15 protein-coding genes are annotated in these 16,773 nt (G+C 61.8%); 14 read left to right on the top strand and 1 reads right to left on the bottom strand.

Going from position 1 to position 16,773, the window contains the following annotated elements; translation table 11 throughout:
- The first annotated feature begins 402 nt into the window (after positions 1 to 402).
- Genes arnB through L6D74_RS04825 form a run of 10 tightly spaced genes read left to right on the top strand, consistent with a single transcriptional unit; the run spans position 403 to position 11,374 of the window.
- Complete coding sequence (gene arnB, locus L6D74_RS04870) at positions 403 to 1,551, top strand: UDP-4-amino-4-deoxy-L-arabinose aminotransferase (protein ID WP_236187902.1); 1,149 nt, start codon at positions 403 to 405, stop codon at positions 1,549 to 1,551.
- Positions 1,548 to 2,582 (top strand): undecaprenyl-phosphate 4-deoxy-4-formamido-L-arabinose transferase, encoded by a 1,035-nt coding sequence (gene arnC / locus L6D74_RS04865; RefSeq protein WP_236187899.1) that lies wholly within the window; start codon positions 1,548 to 1,550, stop codon positions 2,580 to 2,582. Before arnB ends, arnC begins: the two co-directional genes overlap by 4 nt.
- Positions 2,579 to 4,570 (top strand): bifunctional UDP-4-amino-4-deoxy-L-arabinose formyltransferase/UDP-glucuronic acid oxidase ArnA, encoded by a 1,992-nt coding sequence (arnA, locus tag L6D74_RS04860; protein ID WP_236187895.1) that lies wholly within the window; start codon positions 2,579 to 2,581, stop codon positions 4,568 to 4,570. The genes arnC and arnA overlap by 4 nt, the downstream gene beginning before the upstream one ends.
- Complete coding sequence (arnD, locus tag L6D74_RS04855) at positions 4,570 to 5,454, top strand: 4-deoxy-4-formamido-L-arabinose-phosphoundecaprenol deformylase (protein WP_236187892.1); 885 nt, start codon at positions 4,570 to 4,572, stop codon at positions 5,452 to 5,454. The genes arnA and arnD overlap by 1 nt, the downstream gene beginning before the upstream one ends.
- Positions 5,451 to 7,100 (top strand): lipid IV(A) 4-amino-4-deoxy-L-arabinosyltransferase, encoded by a 1,650-nt coding sequence (gene arnT / locus L6D74_RS04850; protein WP_236187886.1) that lies wholly within the window; start codon positions 5,451 to 5,453, stop codon positions 7,098 to 7,100. The genes arnD and arnT overlap by 4 nt, the downstream gene beginning before the upstream one ends.
- Positions 7,097 to 7,441, top strand: coding sequence for a 4-amino-4-deoxy-L-arabinose-phosphoundecaprenol flippase subunit ArnE (arnE, locus tag L6D74_RS04845; protein ID WP_236187882.1), 345 nt, complete (start codon positions 7,097 to 7,099; stop codon positions 7,439 to 7,441). Before arnT ends, arnE begins: the two co-directional genes overlap by 4 nt.
- Positions 7,438 to 7,842 (top strand): 4-amino-4-deoxy-L-arabinose-phosphoundecaprenol flippase subunit ArnF, encoded by a 405-nt coding sequence (gene arnF, locus L6D74_RS04840; protein ID WP_064596801.1) that lies wholly within the window; start codon positions 7,438 to 7,440, stop codon positions 7,840 to 7,842. The genes arnE and arnF overlap by 4 nt, the downstream gene beginning before the upstream one ends.
- Positions 7,839 to 9,218 (top strand): UDP-glucose dehydrogenase family protein, encoded by a 1,380-nt coding sequence (locus L6D74_RS04835; protein WP_236187880.1) that lies wholly within the window; start codon positions 7,839 to 7,841, stop codon positions 9,216 to 9,218. Before arnF ends, L6D74_RS04835 begins: the two co-directional genes overlap by 4 nt.
- The gene (locus tag L6D74_RS04830) at positions 9,218 to 10,810 is read left to right on the top strand and encodes an ArnT family glycosyltransferase (RefSeq protein ID WP_236187878.1); all 1,593 of its coding nucleotides are present in this window, start codon (positions 9,218 to 9,220) and stop codon (positions 10,808 to 10,810) included. Before L6D74_RS04835 ends, L6D74_RS04830 begins: the two co-directional genes overlap by 1 nt.
- Positions 10,811 to 10,846: 36 nt before the next feature.
- Positions 10,847 to 11,374 carry a GNAT family N-acetyltransferase gene (locus L6D74_RS04825; RefSeq protein ID WP_064596808.1) on the top strand — a complete coding sequence of 176 codons (528 nt, stop codon included), beginning with the start codon at positions 10,847 to 10,849 and terminating at the stop codon, positions 11,372 to 11,374.
- Here L6D74_RS04825 and L6D74_RS04820 read toward each other — a convergent pair.
- Positions 11,358 to 12,323 carry a LysR family transcriptional regulator gene (locus L6D74_RS04820; RefSeq protein WP_039768622.1) on the bottom strand — a complete coding sequence of 322 codons (966 nt, stop codon included), beginning with the start codon at positions 12,321 to 12,323 and terminating at the stop codon, positions 11,358 to 11,360. The genes L6D74_RS04825 and L6D74_RS04820 overlap by 17 nt on opposite strands.
- A gap of 311 nt (positions 12,324 to 12,634) precedes the next feature.
- Between L6D74_RS04820 and argH the strand changes: the two genes are divergently transcribed.
- The 4 genes from argH to L6D74_RS04800 are packed head-to-tail and all read left to right on the top strand — an operon-like array spanning position 12,635 to position 16,639.
- Positions 12,635 to 14,062, top strand: a complete 1,428-nt coding sequence (gene argH, locus L6D74_RS04815; protein WP_236187876.1) for an argininosuccinate lyase — start codon at positions 12,635 to 12,637, stop codon at positions 14,060 to 14,062.
- 59 nt (positions 14,063 to 14,121) lie between these two features.
- On the top strand, positions 14,122 to 15,000 hold the full coding sequence (locus tag L6D74_RS04810; RefSeq protein ID WP_236187872.1) for an amino acid ABC transporter permease: 879 nt from the start codon (positions 14,122 to 14,124) through the stop codon (positions 14,998 to 15,000).
- A 10-nt stretch (positions 15,001 to 15,010) separates the two neighbouring features.
- Positions 15,011 to 15,775 (top strand): amino acid ABC transporter ATP-binding protein, encoded by a 765-nt coding sequence (locus tag L6D74_RS04805; protein ID WP_039768627.1) that lies wholly within the window; start codon positions 15,011 to 15,013, stop codon positions 15,773 to 15,775.
- Between the two features lie 39 nt (positions 15,776 to 15,814).
- Positions 15,815 to 16,639, top strand: coding sequence for an ABC transporter substrate-binding protein (locus L6D74_RS04800; protein WP_236187870.1), 825 nt, complete (start codon positions 15,815 to 15,817; stop codon positions 16,637 to 16,639).
- The last annotated feature ends 134 nt before the right edge of the window (positions 16,640 to 16,773 follow it).

Genomic DNA, 16,773 nt, shown 5'->3' with positions numbered 1-16,773 from the left:
CAACGGGTAAGTCAATCAAACGTCGGGCCTTGAGTAAAAACAGTTCAACACAGCAACTAACAACTGCAACATTCTTAATATAAGGGGAACACTTCCGTAGGACTTTTCTACTAAAAACCGCGATAAACGGTAGAAGTCTGAACAGTGGCTGTATGGGTTTCAGATAAACGATTCGCCGACCGGTTTTTCATGTTCCTTTCACAAAAACGGGCATAACCTTAATTCCACTGAGTCCTGTGCCGGCGCCGCCCAAGCTGCCGGGCAATGCCTGAAAAGTCAACCGAACCCGACGTTATGTCGTCTTGGCAACTTATTGATGCAAAGCATTTTTTCGCGTCTACGCTTTGATTGGATCCAACCTTTCAATGGATCTATTTCTTTTTTCTTTGCAATGAGGTGTGCATGAGTCAGGCGTTTCTCCCCTTCTCCCGCCCCAGTATCGGTGATGAAGAAATTGCCGCCGTGGAGCAAGTCCTGCGCTCCGGCTGGATCACCACCGGGCCGAAAAACCAGGCCCTAGAAGAACAGTTTGCCCAGTACGTCGGCAGTCGTCATGCCGTGGCACTTTCCTCGGCCACCGGTGCCATGCATGTAACGTTGCTGGCATTGGGAATCGGCCCCGGCGATGAAGTCATCACCCCTTCGCAGACCTGGGTGTCAACCGCCAACATGATCTCGCTGCTCGGCGCCACGCCGGTGTTCGTCGATGTCGACCGCGACACCCTGATGACCGACGCCGCGCGCATCGAAGCCGCCATTACCCCGCGTACCAAAGCAATCATTCCCGTGCATTACGCCGGCGCAGCGTTCGATCTCGACCCGCTCTACGCGCTGGCCGACAAGCACGGCATCGCCGTGATCGAAGACGCCGCCCATGCCGCTGGCACCCGCTACAAGGGTCGCCATGTGGGCTCACAAGGCACCGCGATCTTTTCGTTCCACGCGATCAAGAACATGACCTGCGCCGAAGGGGCGATGTTCGTCACCGACGACGAAGCACTGGCCAGCCGTGTACGCATGCTGAAATTCCACGGTCTGGGCGTCGATGCCTACGATCGTCTGACCGGTGGCCGCAAGCCTCAGGCCCAGGTCATGGAGCCAGGCTTCAAGTACAACCTGGCCGACATCAACGCCGCGATTGCCCTGGTGCAACTCGAGCGCCTGGACGCGATCAACGCCCGCCGCACCGAACTGGCCACGCAATACCTGCAAAAACTCGAAGGCCTGCCGGTGCAACCGCTGGCTGTGCCTGCCTACGCGCAAACCCACGCCTGGCACCTGTTCATCCTGCGTATCGACAGCGAGCGCTGCGGCATGGACCGCGAGGCCTTCATGAAGGGTTTGCAGGATCAGGGCATCGGCACCGGCATCCACTTTATCGCCACCCACCTGCACACCTGGTACCGCCAGCGTGACCCCGACCTGTATCTGCCCGACACCGAATGGAACTCGGCGCGGCTGTGTTCGATTCCGTTGTTCCCCGACATGACCGATCAGGACCTTGATCGCGTGGTCGGCGCCATCGCCAACCTTATGGATAAACGCCCGTGAAACCTTACCCAATCCGTTGCGTGTCGATCGTCATCCCGGTCTACAACGAACAGGACAGCCTGCCGGAACTGCTGCGTCGCACCGAGGCTGCGTGCCAGATGCTGCGCCATGACTACGAAATCGTCCTTGTAGACGATGGCAGCCGCGACGAGTCCGCCAACCTGCTGGAGGAAGCCGCGAGCCGCGAAGACAGCCCGTTTGTTGCGGTGATCCTCAACCGCAACTACGGCCAGCACGCGGCGATCATGGCCGGGTTCGAGCAATGCAAGGGCGACGTGGTAATCACCCTCGACGCTGACCTGCAAAACCCGCCGGAAGAAATCCCGCGCCTGGTGGCCGAGGCCGAAAAAGGCTTTGACGTCGTCGGCACTGTGCGCGGCAATCGTCAGGATTCGGCCCTGCGCCGTTATCCGTCGAAACTCATCAACCTCGCTGTGCAACGCTCCACCGGCGTCGCCATGAGCGACTACGGCTGCATGCTCCGCGCTTACCGCCGCACGATCATCGACGCGATGCTCGCCTGCCGCGAACGCAGCACGTTCATTCCGATCCTCGCCAACAGCTTCGCCCGCCACACCACCGAAATCGTCGTGGCCCACGCCGAGCGCGAGCACGGCGACTCGAAATACAGCCCGATGCGTTTGATCAACCTGATGTTCGACCTGATCACCTGCATGACCACCACGCCCCTGCGCCTGCTGAGCATCGTCGGTTTCACCATGGCCGGGCTCGGCATGCTGTTTGCCGTGGCCTTGGTCGTATTGCGTCTGGCTTTCGGTTCCGGCTGGGCCGGGGACGGCATGTTCGTGCTGTTCGCGGTGCTGTTCGTGTTCACCGGCGGCCAGTTCATCGGCATGGGCCTGCTCGGCGAATACCTGGGCCGCATGTACAGCGACGTGCGTGCCCGCCCGCGTTTCTTCATTGAAAAGGTGCTGCGCAGCCACCCCGCCGCTCCGGCGCCTGCGGTCACCGTTGATGGTCTTTCCTCTACTGCTTCTACAACTTCTACTACCGGTCAGGTTCTCTCATGAGTGCAAAAACTGTTGTCTTCGCTTACCACGATATTGGCTGCGCCGGCATTCAAGCCCTGCTCGACAGTGGCTACGACATTGCGGCCGTGTTCACCCATGCCGATGACCCGAAGGAGAACACCTTCTATGCCTCGGTCGCGCAACTGTGCGCCAACAAAGGCATCGCGGTTCACGCACCGGAAGACGCCAACCACCCGTTGTGGATCGAGCGGATCGCCAAGCTCGACCCGGATTACATCTTCTCGTTCTACTACCGCAACCTGCTGAGCGAGCCACTGCTGGCGCTGGCCAAAAAAGGCGCATTCAACCTGCACGGCTCGCTGCTGCCACGCTACCGTGGCCGCGCGCCGGCCAACTGGGTGCTGGTCAACGGCGAAACCGAAACCGGTGTCACCCTGCACCGTATGGTCAAACGCGCCGACGCCGGCGCCATCCTCGCCCAGCAGCGTGTGGCCATCGAACGCAGCGACACCGCGCTGAGCCTGCACGGCAAACTGCGCACGGCCGCCAGCAACCTGTTGCGCGACGCGCTGCCGGCGATGCTTCAGGGCAAGATCACCGAGACCCCTCAAGACGAATCCAAAGCCACCGTGTTCGGTCGCCGTACCCCGGCGGACGGCAAACTGGTCTGGGCGCAACCGGCCGAGCAACTGTTCAACCTGGTGCGGGCCGTGACTCAGCCCTACCCCGGCGCCTTTTGCGCCGTGGGCGAACACAAGCTGATCGTGTGGAACGCCGACGTGGTCAAGGGCAACGAAGGCCAGGCGCCGGGCCGGGTCATCAGCGTCGATCCGCTGCGCATCGCCTGCGGTGAAGATTCGCTGGTGATCAACGCCGGCCAGCGCAACGACAACGGCCTGTACCTGAGCGGCCCGCAACTGGCCAATGAACTGGGTCTGGTGGACGGCTCGCTGCTGCGCGGTGCCGAATCCGGCCGTGGCCCGCGCCGTACACGGGTGCTGATCCTTGGCGTCAACGGCTTCATCGGCAACCATTTGTCCGAGCGCCTGCTGCGTGACGAGCGCTATGAAGTCTATGGCCTGGACATCGGCTCCGATGCCATCGACCGCCTGCGCAGCCATCCGCGTTTTCACTTCGTCGAAGGCGACATCAGCATTCACTCGGAGTGGATCGAGTACCACATCAAGAAATGCGACGTGGTCCTGCCGCTGGTGGCCATCGCCACGCCGATCGAATACACGCGCAACCCGCTGCGGGTGTTCGAACTCGACTTCGAAGAAAACCTGAAACTGGTGCGCTACTGCGTCAAGTACAACAAGCGCGTGATTTTCCCGTCGACCTCGGAAGTCTATGGCATGTGCCAGGACAAGCATTTCGACGAAGACCGCTCGAACCTGATCGTCGGCCCGATCAACAAACAGCGCTGGATCTACTCGGTGTCCAAGCAACTGCTGGACCGGGTGATCTGGGCCTACGGCGCCAAGGGCCTGAACTTCACCCTGTTCCGCCCCTTCAACTGGATGGGCCCACGGCTGGATCGCCTCGATTCGGCGCGCATCGGCAGCTCCCGCGCCATTACCCAGTTGATCCTCAATCTGGTGGAAGGCACGCCGATTCGTCTGTTCGACGGCGGCGAGCAGAAACGCTGCTTCACCGACATCGCCGACGGCGTCGAGGCGCTGGCGCGGATCATCGATAACGACAACGACGTCTGCAACGGCCAGATCATCAACATCGGCAACCCGGACAACGAAGCGAGCATTCGCCAGTTGGGCGAAGAGCTGCTGCGCCAGTTCGAGGCTCATCCGCTGCGTTCCAACTTCCCGCCGTTCGCCGGTTTCCGCGACGTGGAAAGCAAGGCGTTCTACGGCGCCGGTTATCAGGATGTCGAGCACCGCAAACCAAGCATTGCCAACGCCAAGCGCCTGCTGGACTGGACGCCGACCGTGGAAATGCGCGAGACCATCGGCAACACGCTGGATTTCTTCCTGCGTGAGGCCATGGCCGAAATCGAGAGCAAGCGTTAATGCAGGCCGGCCTGCGCATCGACGTCGACACCTTTCGCGGCACCCGTGAAGGCGTGCCGCGTCTGCTCGACATCCTCGACGAGGCGCAGATCAAGGCGACATTTTTCTTCAGTGTCGGCCCGGACAACATGGGCCGGCATCTGTGGCGCCTGATCCGTCCGCAGTTCCTGTGGAAGATGCTGCGTTCCAACGCCGCCAGCCTGTACGGCTGGGACATCCTGCTGGCCGGCACGGCCTGGCCGGGCAAGCCGATCGGCCGCGACCTCGGGCACCTGATGCGTCAGGCCCGGGCCGCCGGCCACGAAGTCGGCCTGCACGCCTGGGACCACCATGGCTGGCAGGCCAATGCCGGGCGCTGGAGCGATGCGCAACTGGTCGAGCAGATCCGTCAGGGCGTCGACACCTTGAGCGACATCCTCGGCGAAAAAGTCACGTGTTCGGCCGCCGCCGGTTGGCGTGCGGACGAGCGTGTGATCGAAGCCAAGCAGGCCTTCGGCTTTCGCTACAACAGCGATTGCCGAGGGCAACGGCTGTTTCGCCCATTGCTGTCTGACGGCTCGGTCGGTGCGCCGCAGATTCCGGTGGACCTGCCGACCTTCGATGAAGTGGTAGGGCCGAGCGTGGCAGCGAAGGATTTCAACGCCTTCATCCTCGACCGGTTCCGCCCTGAAAACCTCAACGTCTACACCATTCACGCCGAAGTAGAAGGGATTCTGATGGCCGATGATTTTCGTCGACTGCTGGCCGAGGCACGCCAGCAAAACATTCACTTCCAACCGTTGGGCGATTTGCTGCCCGAGTTTCTCAACACCCTGCCCGTTGGCCGCGTGCACCGCGGAGCCCTCGAAGGCCGTGAAGGCTGGCTGGGAGTGCAAGGCGCATGAGCAAACGCTGGGCATTGCCGCTGTTGCTGGGGATTTTCCTGCTGGCCTATCTGCTGCCGCTGGGCAGTCATGGTCTGTGGATTCCCGATGAAACCCGTTATGCACAAATCAGCCAGGAGATGCTGCTGAGCGGCAACTGGGTGTCGCCGCATTTCATGAACCTGCGTTACTTCGAAAAACCGGCAGCCGGTTACTGGATGATTGCCATCGGGCAGGCCGTGTTCGGGCAAAACCTGTTTGGCGTGCGGTTTGCTTCGGCCCTGAGCACCGGGTTGAGCGTGCTGCTGTGCTTCCTCATCGCCCGCCGTTTGTGGAACGACCCGCGCAAAAGCTTCGTCTGCGCCCTGCTCTACATGAGTTTCGTCATCGTCGCCGGCCAGGCCGGTTACGCCAACCTCGATCCGCAATTCACCTTCTGGGTCAACCTGAGTCTGGTGGCGCTGTGGTTTGCCCTCGACAGCCGTTCCAATGGTCAGCGGATCGCCGGCTGGGCGGTGCTGGGTCTGGCGTGCGGCATGGGGTTCATGACCAAGGGTTTTCTCGCCTGGTTGCTGCCGGTGCTGATCGCGTTGCCTTGGATGCTCTGGCAAAAACGCTGGAAGGAACTGCTGTTGTACGGTCCAGTGGCCATCGCGGTGGCGATCATCGTCAGCCTGCCGTGGGTGGTGGCGGTGCACGGTCAGGAACCGGATTACTGGCGGTTCTTCTTCTGGCACGAACACATCCGCCGCTTTGCCGGTGACGATGCCCAGCATGACGCGCCGTGGTGGTTCTACCTGCCGCTGCTGGTGGCGTTCAGTCTGCCGTGGGTCGGGATGTTGCCGGTCGCATTCAAGCAGGCATGGCAGACCCGCCGCGAAACCGGCATCGCGTTTCTCGGGCTGTGGCTGCTGATGCCGCTGCTGTTCTTCAGCCTGAGCAACGGCAAGCTGCCGACCTACATTCTGCCGTGCCTGCTGCCGCTGGCCTTGCTGCTGGGCCACGCGCTGGCAGATCGCTTGCGTCTGGAGCACGGCCGGGCGCTGGGTCTCAATGGCCTGCTGAACCTGTTGCTGGGCATCGTCACGCTGATCGGGCTGGTTTACGTGCAGCTCAAGCGTCCGCTGTACGACCACGAATTGCACAGTCTGGTGTTGGTGTTCATCGCCCTGACCGGCTGGATCATCAGCAACCTGCTGCAAGCGTTCCGCCCATTGCAATGCTGGGCGGCGCCGGCGGTGGGCAGTCTGCTGCTGATCGCGCTGCTGCCGGCGGCGCTGCCCAAATCGGTGGTCGCCAACAAGATGCCTGACCAGTTCGTCCTCGCCCACCAGACGGAACTGGCGACCACTACGCACCTGTTGAGCAACGACCTGGGCGCCGCGTCGGCTCTGTCCTGGCGGGTCAAACGCCCGCAGGTGGCGCTGTACAACACGATAGGCGAATTGAAATATGGCCTTGCCTATCCTGACGGCATTCACCAACGGGTCGATCCCGATCAGGTGCAACAGTGGATGCGCGAAGCCCGCAAGACCGGTTCGGTCGGCGTGGTGATGCGGGTCAAGGGGCAAGACGAACTGGACGAACTCGACAGACTGCCCAAGGACGGCATTCGTTATGAGCAAGGCAACCTCGTGATCATGATTCTTCCGCAGGAGGCGTCATGAGCCTGTGGTTGCTGCTGCTCGCCTGCCTGCTGACCTGCCTGGGCCAGGTCGCGCAGAAATACGCCGTCGAGAGCTGGCGCGGCGCGAGCCTGTCGTGGTCGCGGAAAGTACGCTCGCCGTGGCTGTGGCTGGCGCTGTTTGCCCTCGGTGCCGGTCTGCTGGTGTGGCTGCTGGTGTTGCAGCGCCTGCCGGTCAGCATCGCCTACCCAATGCTCAGCCTCAATTTCGTGATCATCACCCTGATCGCCCGCTTCGCATTCAAGGAGCCCGTCGACGTTCAGCACTGGTTCGGCGTGTTGCTGGTGATTGGTGGCGTGGCCCTGTTGGGGCAACAGTCATGAACTCACGTCGTGGAATCGTCTTCGCCCTTGCCAGTGTGCTGCTGGTCAGCGTGGCGCAATTGAGCATGCGCTGGAGCATGACGCGCCTGCCCCGGCCGGATCAGTGGCTGTCCGTGCCCAGCGTCGATTCAACCGCGCTGGCCGTGGTGCTCGCGGCGATCTTCGCCTATGCGCTTTCGATGCTCTGCTGGCTCGCCGCCCTGCGCGATCTGCCGCTGGGCCGGGCCTATTCGCTGCTGAGCATCAGCTACGCGCTGGTGTACCTGCTGGCGGCCAGCCTGCCGCTGTTCAACGAATCCTTCAGTTTCTCTAAATCACTGGGCGTGGCGCTGGTCATGCTCGGGGTCATCACCATCAACACTCGTCCGGCCCGTGCGCCCGAATTGAGGAGTTCGCCATGAAAATCACAGTGTTTGGTAGCGGTTATGTCGGCCTGGTGCAGGCCGCCGTGCTGGCCGAAGTCGGCCATGACGTGGTGTGCATGGACATCGACGAGAAAAAAGTCGAACTGTTGCGCCAGGGTCACGTCAGCATCTTTGAGCCGGGGCTGGCCAGTCTGGTCCGCGAAGGCCTGGACGCCGGGCGCCTGCAATTCACCTGCGATGAAAAACTCGCGGTGCAGCACGGCAAGGTCGCGTTCATTGCCGTTGGCACCCCGTCGAAAGAAGACGGTTCGGCCGACCTGCGTTACGTGCTGTCGGTGGGTGACGCGGTGGCCCGGCACCGTGAACAGCCACTGATTCTGGTGGAGAAATCCACCGTCCCCGTCGGCACCGGCGATACCTTGCGCACGCACCTGGACAAAGCCCTGGTCAAGGCCAGGCGCCTGCTGCAGTTCGATATCGTGTCCAACCCGGAATTTCTCAAGGAAGGCTCGGCGGTCGCCGATTGCCGCCGGCCGGACCGGATCGTCATCGGTTGCGAGCGCGAAGAAGTACGCGACGTGATGCGCGACCTGTACTCGCCGTTCAACCGCAACCACGATCGCATCATGTTCATGGACCTGCGCAGCGCCGAGCTGACCAAGTACGCCGCCAACTGCATGCTGGCGACCAAGATCAGCTTCATCAACCAGATCGCCGAACTGGCCGAACACCTGGGCGCGGACATCGAGTCGGTGCGCCAGGGCATCGGCGCCGACAGCCGTATCGGCTATCACTTCATCTACCCCGGTTGCGGCTACGGCGGTTCGTGCTTCCCGAAAGACATGCGCGCCCTGATCCACAGCGCCGAAGAGGCGCACTGCTCCAGCGACTTGCTGCAAGCGGTGGAAGCGATCAACCAGCGGCAAAAACACAAATTGTTCGAGCGCATCAACGCGTTCTACAAGGGCGAATTGCGCGGCAAGACCTTCGCCGTCTGGGGCCTGGCCTTCAAACCCAACACCGACGACATGCGCGACGCGCCGAGCCGGGTCCTGCTCGAATCGCTGTGGGCCGCCGGCGCCAATGTGCGCGCGTTCGATCCGGAGGCGATGCAGGAAACCCAGCATCTGTACCCGGACGAATCGAAACTGATGCTGATGGGTACGCCGGAATCGGTACTCGCCGGTTCCGATGCGCTGATCATCTGCACCGAATGGCAGCAGTTCAAGGCGCCGGATTTCGACCTGATCCAACAACGTCTCAAGGCCCCGGTGATCTTCGACGGTCGCAACCTGTACGACGCCGAACGCCTGGCCCGCAACGGCTTCCATTACTTCCCGATGGGCCGTGGCGAATCGCGCTCCCTGCCGATTCCTTTGCAGCAGTGGCCGCACGCCTCGGACGTGGCTTGATGGGGTTAACCCCCGCCCTGCGCCGGCAGTCCCTGATCGCAGGGCTGCTGTCGTTTCTGCTGTTCATCACTGGCGTGTACGGGCAGGCGCCCATCGGTTTCGACTCGCGCTTCGTGTTGTTCGCCCAGGAAATGCTGCGGCACGGGCCCGGTGTATTTCCCACCACCTATGGTGAGCCGTACGCCGATTATTCAGCGCTGTCGACGCTGTTCATATGGCTGTTGTCGCTGCCGTTCGGCACGGTCAACAGCCTGACGGCGTGGTTGCCGAGCGCGGCTGCCGGCGCGGTGATCGTGACGTTGATGTATCGCTTGCTTGCGCCCTCATCCGTGCGTTGGGCGGTGGTCAGCATCGCGCTGCTGATGCTCACCAGCACCTTCATCACCGAGACCCGCGCGGTGTCGCAGGACCTGATGCTCGCCGCCGTGGCGTTTTCGGTGTTCTACCTCGGCTATGCCCACGACCATTTCGCTGCCGGTCGACGCTGGCCGCTGGTGTTCGTTCTGTTGCTGCTGGGGTTCGGCATTCGGGGGCCGATCGGGCTGGTGGTGCCGAGCGGCATGCTCTGCAGTTACTACCTGCTGGATCGCCAGTGGTCGCGTCTGTTGACCTTCGGCGTGCTGGCTTCGCTGCTACTGGCGGCCGGCGTGGGGCTGCTGTTGTGGCTGGCGGAGGTCAGCGGCGGGCCGGCGTTTCGGCAGGACGTGATCCGCATGCAGTTCATGGGGCGCATGGACGGCAGCGAAGGCGTCAGCGGTTCGCTGTATTACTTCACCAGTTCTCTGGGCAACTATGCGCTGGCGTATCCGCTGGCCTTGCTCGCGCTGGCGGCGGCGTGGCTGAGCAAGCCCCGGCAACGCGGCCCGGCCCTGCGACTGGTGCAGTATTGCGCCGCTGCGGGGTTGATCGTCATGGTCGGGCTGTCGATTCCACAGGCGAAAAAGGCCCGTTACCTGCTGCCGATGTTGCCCATGGCGGCGATCATTGCGGCGTATCCGTTTCAGGTGGTGCATGGCCGGGTGTTTGCCTGGCTGCGCGTCGGCATGCAGGGGCTGTGGTTGTTGATTCCCGCGTTGTTGATCGCTTTGTTGTGGGTGGCGAAGCGGCGGTTTCCCGAGTCGTTGACCGACCTGACACTGGTAATGATCGTGCTGGGATTGCTGCAACTGGCTGCGTTGTCGCGGTTGTGGCGACCCCGCTGGCGAACCGAAGTCCTCGCGTTCAGCGCTGTGCTGGCGGTCTGGTCGGCCTACGTTCTGGTGTTCGAGCCGGTGGAACGGCTGCTCTACGACACGCGAAGCTTCAGCCAGTCGGCGCTTGCGCGAATCCACGCGCAACCCGCGCCGCTGGTGTTGCACGGCATGGGCAAGGACGCCAAGGCCATCAAGTTCATGGTCAACGTCGATCAGGATCTGCAACCGCAGTTCAGCGAAACCACGCAAGCGCTCGAAGCACTCAAGGGGCCGGCATGGTTGATGATGGATCGCAGCGACTATCGAGCGCTGCAAGGCACGCCGCTCGGGGCGTTGCAGCCTGCGTTGAGCGGCCGTTTCGATAAAAACGATTATGTGTTGCTGTGGCTGGCGCCTTAACCTGCGCGACGTGATTTCCACAGGGACCGCTGACTGATGACCTTTACCGTGCGACAGGCCCTTGCAGCTGATGCCATCGCCCTCCCCGCCATCGAGCGTTCGGCCGCCGCGCTGTTTCGACTCGACCCTTCACTGGCCTGGCTGGCGGATGCCGCTGTGCCGCAGGCTTCGGCGCATTTGCCGGCCATTGAACGGGGTGAACTGTGGGTGGCGCAAAACAACGACGGGCAACTTGCAGGTTTTTTAAGGGCGGTGACGGTCGACCAACAGTTGCACATTGAGGAACTGTCCGTCAGCCAACACTTTCAGGGCCGGGGTGTCGGTCGCAAGTTGCTGTTGGCGGCGATTGAACAGGCACGTCTATGGCAACTTCGGGCGGTGACGCTGACGACCTTTCGCGATCTGCCGTGGAATGCGCCGTTCTATCAACGCATGGGTTTTGCGCTATTGAACGCCGAGGAAAAGGACGCGCGTCTGAACCATGTATTGCGCGATGAAATCGCTCACGGATTGCCCGGCGAGCGACGTTGCGCCATGCGCCTGATCCTCACGCCGTCGCCTTGAGATCAACCCCCAGCGCCTGGGCGAACGCCTTGACCAACGGACTGCGCACGGTGTTGTGGCGCAGGATCAAATTGAACGGCGTGTCGAAGTGGATCAGCTCCGGGCACACCGCGCGAAACTGCCCGGCGGCCACCAGCGTGGCGGCGTAGTGCTGGGGCAGAAAGCCCACGAAACGCCCGGTCTTGATCAACAATGCCACCGCTTCGACCTGGGTCGCCGAGGCGGAAAAACTGTCGTAGCGGGCGAAGTTGAGCTTGTCGCGATGGATTGCGTAGCGGTGGTTGATGCACTCGTAATCCTGCAGCACGTTGCCGCCCATCTGCTCCGCCGGCATCTCGAACAACGGATGACCGACGGCGCAGTAAGCCTGCGAGCGTTCTTCATAGAGCGGGTAATAATCGAACTCTTCGCGCTTTTGATAAACCGGGACTATTCCGGCAACTAAGCGCCCCTCTACCACGCCTCTTTCCACTTCATCCAACTGGGTCGCCTGAAGTTGAAACCTTACTTTCGGCGAATGTTCATTTATCTTTCTAAGCGCGGCAACTAACGGTGAATTATCGTCGCTAATTGTATTGTCGATCACCCCCACTCCGAGATCGCCGATAAGTTCGTTCTGTGCCGAACTAAGCCGGTCTCGAAAGTTGTCGACCGAAGCAAACAGATCAATCGACGCCTGATACACCAGACGCCCTTCTTCGGTCAGGTGAAACCCCTCGCGGCCACGGGTGCACAGGCGCATGCCGATCCGGATTTCCAGGTCGGAGATCTGTTTGCTGATCGCGGCCAAGCCCACGTTCAGCTCGTTTTGCGCCGCGCTGAAGCCGCCGGCCTCGACCACCGCCTTGAACACCTTGAGCAGTTTGAAATCCAGTCCGCTGAGGGCCAAAGGTGCCCGGTGAGCGGTTTTGACCGGTGGGTTTCCGGAATTGGAAAGTGGGGTTTCCATAATGCTGATTTACCTCTGGCGCAATGTTCAACAATCTGTGTCCAACAACAAAAACATCGCCGGCTAATAATAATGATCACAGAAAACCAGCCTTGGCAACCGCCAGAAAATCCCGAACATCAGTGCCAACTCACTGATCGCCAAACATTAAAAGCTGACACTTCGATCAGCTCTTGTCTCTTGCAACTGCCCTCTTGAAAACTGCTTTGGCCTGATTCTGTCTGCCGCTTCTGTCCACTAATTGGCCGGCACGATTTTTCAGGGCCCAGCACACCGATTTCAGTTCGCGTTACCGACGAGGAAAACAACAAATGTCTCAAACCACCGACCGTCTCTGGGGTGCCCGTTTCAAAAGCGGCCCGTCCGCAGCCCTGGCGGCCCTGTCCCGTTGCCCCGAGCGCTATTTCCGCCTGACGCCTTACGATCTGGCCGGCTCCAAGGCCCACGCCGGGGAACTGCAACGTGCCGGCCTGCTCGACGAGCAGGAAACCCGCACGATGATCGAAGCCCTGGACGGCATCGGTGCCGATTTTGCTGCCGGGCGCACCGCCCCGACCCTGGACGACGAAGACGTTCACACCTTCATCGAGCGCCTGCTGACCGAACGCCTCGGCGCACTGGGCGGCAAGCTGCGCGCCGGCCGTTCGCGCAACGACCAGACCGCCAACGACCTGCGCCTGTTCCTGCGTGATCACGTCCGCACCCTGGCCGTGGAAGTGCTGGCCCTGCAAACGGCGCTGGTGGATCAGGCCGAGCAGCACATCGAAAGCATCTGCCCGGGTTTCACTCACTTGCAGCAGGCGCAACCTATCGTGTTCGCCCATCACCTGCTGGCCCACGCGCAATCGATGCTGCGCGATGTGCAACGGCTGGTGGACTGGGACGCCCGCACTTCGCTGTCGCCCCTCGGTGCTGCGGCCATGGCCGGTTCCGCGATCGCTCGCCAGCCGCAGCAGTCGGCCAGGGAAATGGGCTACGCCGGGGTCTGCGAAAACTCCATCGACGCCGTGGCCAGCCGCGATCACGTCGCCGAATTCCTGTTCATCGCCAGCATGCTCGGGATCAACATCTCGCGTCTGGCCGAAGAGTTCTGCCTGTGGTCGTCGCGCCAGTTCCGTTGGGTCGATCTGGACGACGCCTACGCCACCGGCAGCTCGATCATGCCGCAGAAGAAAAACCCCGACATCGCCGAACTGGCACGGGGCAAGGCTGGCCGTCTGATCGGCAACCTGACCGGCCTGCTCTCGACCCTCAAATCCCTGCCGCTGTCGTACAACCGCGACCTGAGCGAAGACAAGAACGGCGTGCTCGACAGCGTCGACACCCTGCTGCTGGTACTGCCGGCCATGGCCGGGATGGTCGCGACCATGACCGTCAACGTCGAGGAACTGCGGCGTCAGGCACCGCTGGGTTTCACCCTCGCCACTGAAGTCGCCGACTGGCTGGCGGTGCGCGGCGTGCCGTTCAAGGAAGCCCACGAAATCACCGGCGCGCTGGTGCAGGCCTGCGAGAAACACGGCATCGAACTGTGGGAAGCCTCGCCGGCGCTGCTGGCCGAGATCGACCCGCGCCTCACGGCGGACGTGCGTGACAGCCTGACCCTGGAGGCCGCCATCGCTGCCCGCAGCGGCTGGGGCGGCACCGCACCGCAACAGGTGCGCGAGCAGATCGGCCGCCTGAAAACCGCCCTCGCCGCACAGCAACAGTGGACCGAAAACTACCAGGGCTTCCGCCTCTAAGCCGAGTCCCCCTCCCACCGGGAGGGGGTTGATCGAAAAGTACAGTTCGGAGAAACACCATGAGCCAGACTCAGGCAGAACGACTCCAGGCGGAGCGCAAACTGGCGGAAAACCAGTTCGACATTACCCAGTACCAGCATGTGCCACGGCGTTATTACGGGCGGATCTTCTTCGCCACCCTGATCGTCATCGCGATCATCGGCCTGTTGCGGGCCTTCGCCGAAGGCAAGATCGAATGGTCGTACATCGGCCAGTTCCTCACCTCCGAAGCGATCATGTGGGGCCTGTTCAACACGATCATCATGGCCGTGCTGGCCATGGCGCTGGGCATCGTGTTCGGCGTGATCACCGCGATCATGCGCATGTCGGCCAACCCGATCCTGCGCTACGTGGCCGTGACCTACACCTGGCTGTTTCGCGGTACGCCGCTGATCCTGCAACTGCTGTTGTGGTTCAACCTGGCGCTGATCTTCCCCACCATCGGCATTCCGGGCCTGTTCGAACTTGACACCGTGAGCCTGATGACCCCGTTCGTGGCCGCCCTGCTCGGCTTGAGCATCAACCAGGGCGCCTACACCGCTGAAGTGGTGCGTGCCGGCCTGCTGTCGGTGGACACCGGTCAGTACGAAGCAGCCAAATCGATCGGCATGCCGCGCCTGCAAGCGCTGCGCCGGATCATCCTGCCGCAGGCCATGCGGATCATCATTCCGCCGGTCGGTAACGAGTTCATCGGCATGGTGAAAATGACCTCACTGGCGAGCGTCATCCAGTACTCGGAACTGCTCTACAACGCCCAGAACATCTACTACGCCAACGCCCGGGTCATGGAGCTGCTGATCGTCGCCGGTATCTGGTACCTGGCCACCGTCACCGTCCTGTCCTTTGGTCAAAGCCGTCTGGAGCGTCGTTTCGCTCGCGGCGCCGGCAAGCGTTCTTGAGGAGTCGAACATGAGAAACATCGTCAAGGCCGTGAGCCTGAACAAATATTACGACCAGTACCACGCGCTCAAGGACATCAACATCGAAGTCGAGCAAGGCGAAGTGCTGTGCATCATCGGCCCGTCCGGCTCGGGCAAGAGCACCCTGCTGCGCTGCGTCAACCAGCTGGAAAAGATCGACAAGGGCGGCCTGTGGGTCGACGGCGAACTGGTCGGCTACCGCGTGGTCGGGCACAAGCTGCACGAACTCAACGAGTCGCAGATCGCCCGTCAGCGCCTGGCCACCGGCATGGTGTTCCAGCGCTTCAACCTGTTCCCGCACATGACTGTGCTGCAAAACATCATCGAAGGCCCGTGTCAGGTGCTCAAGCGTTCGCCCAAGGAGGCGCACGAAGAAGCCCTGGAACTGCTGGCCCGGGTCGGCCTGGCCGACAAACGCAACAGCTACCCGATCGAACTGTCGGGCGGTCAGCAGCAACGGGTGGCGATTGCCCGCGCGCTGGCCATGCGACCCAAGCTGATGTTGTTCGATGAACCCACTTCGGCACTCGACCCGGAACTGGTCGGTGAGGTGCTGTCGGTGATGCGCGATCTGGCGCAGACCGGCATGACCATGATCGTCGTCACCCATGAACTGGGCTTCGCCCGGGAGGTTTCCAACCGCATGGTGTTCATGGACGGCGGGCAGATCGTGGAGGCTGGAAGCCCCGAAGAAATACTAATAAGTCCGCAAAACCCGCGCACCCAAAGCTTCATTTCTGCCGTTCGAACCTGAGGCCCCTTTGGCCTTCACAACACTCATAAGAGAACGTCCATGAAGAACTTCGTCATTCCAGCAGTACTCACCTCCCTCATGTCTTGCGGTGTCGCCGTGGCCGCCGAGTTGCCGGCCAGCATCAAGGAAAAAGGCGAGATCGTCGTCGCGATCATGCCCAACTATCCGCCGATGGATTTCAAGGACCCGGCCACCAACAAGCTCACCGGCCTTGACTACGACCTGGGCAACGCCCTGGCCGAACGCCTCGGGGTGAAGATCAAGTGGCAGGAAACCGGCTTCGAGCAAATGATCAACGCCCTGACCACCGATCGCGTGGACATGGTCCTGTCGGGCATGACCGACACCGCCGAGCGCCAGGCCAGCGTGACTTTCGTCGACTACTTCACCAGCGGCCCGCAGTTCTACACCTTGCAGAAGAACACCGCGACCAACGAGATCATCGACCTGTGCGGCAAGAAAGTCGGCACCAGCCGCCGCACCACGTTCCCGGCGGAAATCGCCGAGTGGAGCAAGGCCAACTGTGAAGCCGCCGGGAAACCTGCGATCAACGTGATCGGTACCGAAGGCTCGGCCGACGCCCGCGCCCAACTGCGCCAGAGCCGTATCGACGCGGCGATGCAGGGCAGCGAAACCCTGTCGTACCTCAAGACCCAGGAAAAGGACATGTACAAGACGGTCGGCCAGCCGATCTCCGTGCAGTTCACCGGGCTGGGGGTGAGCAAGAAAAAGCCTGAGCTGAGTGAAGCGGTGAAAGTGGCGTTGCAGAGCATGGTGGATGACGGCAGCTATAACGCGATCCTGAAGAAGTGGGATCTGGAGTTGGGTGCCATTAAGACGGTGACCGTCAACGCCGGCAAGTAACGGTCAAGATCGCTCCCCCTCACCCCAGCCCTCTCCCCCAAGGGGGCGAGGGGGAAAGGGAGCCGATTTGCGTGCTGTTCAGAACCTGAGTTCGACTCGATTTTTCAGGTCGATGCAACCCTCCAAAACACCTC

The sequence above is a fragment of the Pseudomonas pharyngis genome (assembly GCF_021602345.1).
In the GTDB taxonomy this organism is placed as follows: Bacteria; Pseudomonadota; Gammaproteobacteria; order Pseudomonadales; family Pseudomonadaceae; genus Aquipseudomonas; species Aquipseudomonas pharyngis.
This window is presented reverse-complemented; position numbering and strand designations above follow the sequence as displayed.

Bases quoted from the DNA above. Each gene is read 5' to 3' on its own strand.
- argH (WP_236187876.1), top strand. From the start codon at position 12,635: ATGTCTCAAACCACCGACCGTCTCTGGGGTGCCCGTTTCAAAAGCGGC.
- L6D74_RS04835 (WP_236187880.1), top strand. From the start codon at position 7,839: ATGAAAATCACAGTGTTTGGTAGCGGTTATGTCGGCCTGGTGCAGGCC.
- L6D74_RS04825 (WP_064596808.1), top strand. From the start codon at position 10,847: ATGACCTTTACCGTGCGACAGGCCCTTGCAGCTGATGCCATCGCCCTC.
- L6D74_RS04810 (WP_236187872.1), top strand. From the start codon at position 14,122: ATGAGCCAGACTCAGGCAGAACGACTCCAGGCGGAGCGCAAACTGGCG.
- L6D74_RS04830 (WP_236187878.1), top strand. From the start codon at position 9,218: ATGGGGTTAACCCCCGCCCTGCGCCGGCAGTCCCTGATCGCAGGGCTG.
- arnT (WP_236187886.1), top strand. From the start codon at position 5,451: ATGAGCAAACGCTGGGCATTGCCGCTGTTGCTGGGGATTTTCCTGCTG.
- L6D74_RS04820 (WP_039768622.1), bottom strand. From the start codon at position 12,323: ATGGAAACCCCACTTTCCAATTCCGGAAACCCACCGGTCAAAACCGCT.
- arnD (WP_236187892.1), top strand. From the start codon at position 4,570: ATGCAGGCCGGCCTGCGCATCGACGTCGACACCTTTCGCGGCACCCGT.
- arnF (WP_064596801.1), top strand. From the start codon at position 7,438: ATGAACTCACGTCGTGGAATCGTCTTCGCCCTTGCCAGTGTGCTGCTG.
- arnB (WP_236187902.1), top strand. From the start codon at position 403: ATGAGTCAGGCGTTTCTCCCCTTCTCCCGCCCCAGTATCGGTGATGAA.
- L6D74_RS04805 (WP_039768627.1), top strand. From the start codon at position 15,011: ATGAGAAACATCGTCAAGGCCGTGAGCCTGAACAAATATTACGACCAG.
- arnA (WP_236187895.1), top strand. From the start codon at position 2,579: ATGAGTGCAAAAACTGTTGTCTTCGCTTACCACGATATTGGCTGCGCC.
- arnE (WP_236187882.1), top strand. From the start codon at position 7,097: ATGAGCCTGTGGTTGCTGCTGCTCGCCTGCCTGCTGACCTGCCTGGGC.
- L6D74_RS04800 (WP_236187870.1), top strand. From the start codon at position 15,815: ATGAAGAACTTCGTCATTCCAGCAGTACTCACCTCCCTCATGTCTTGC.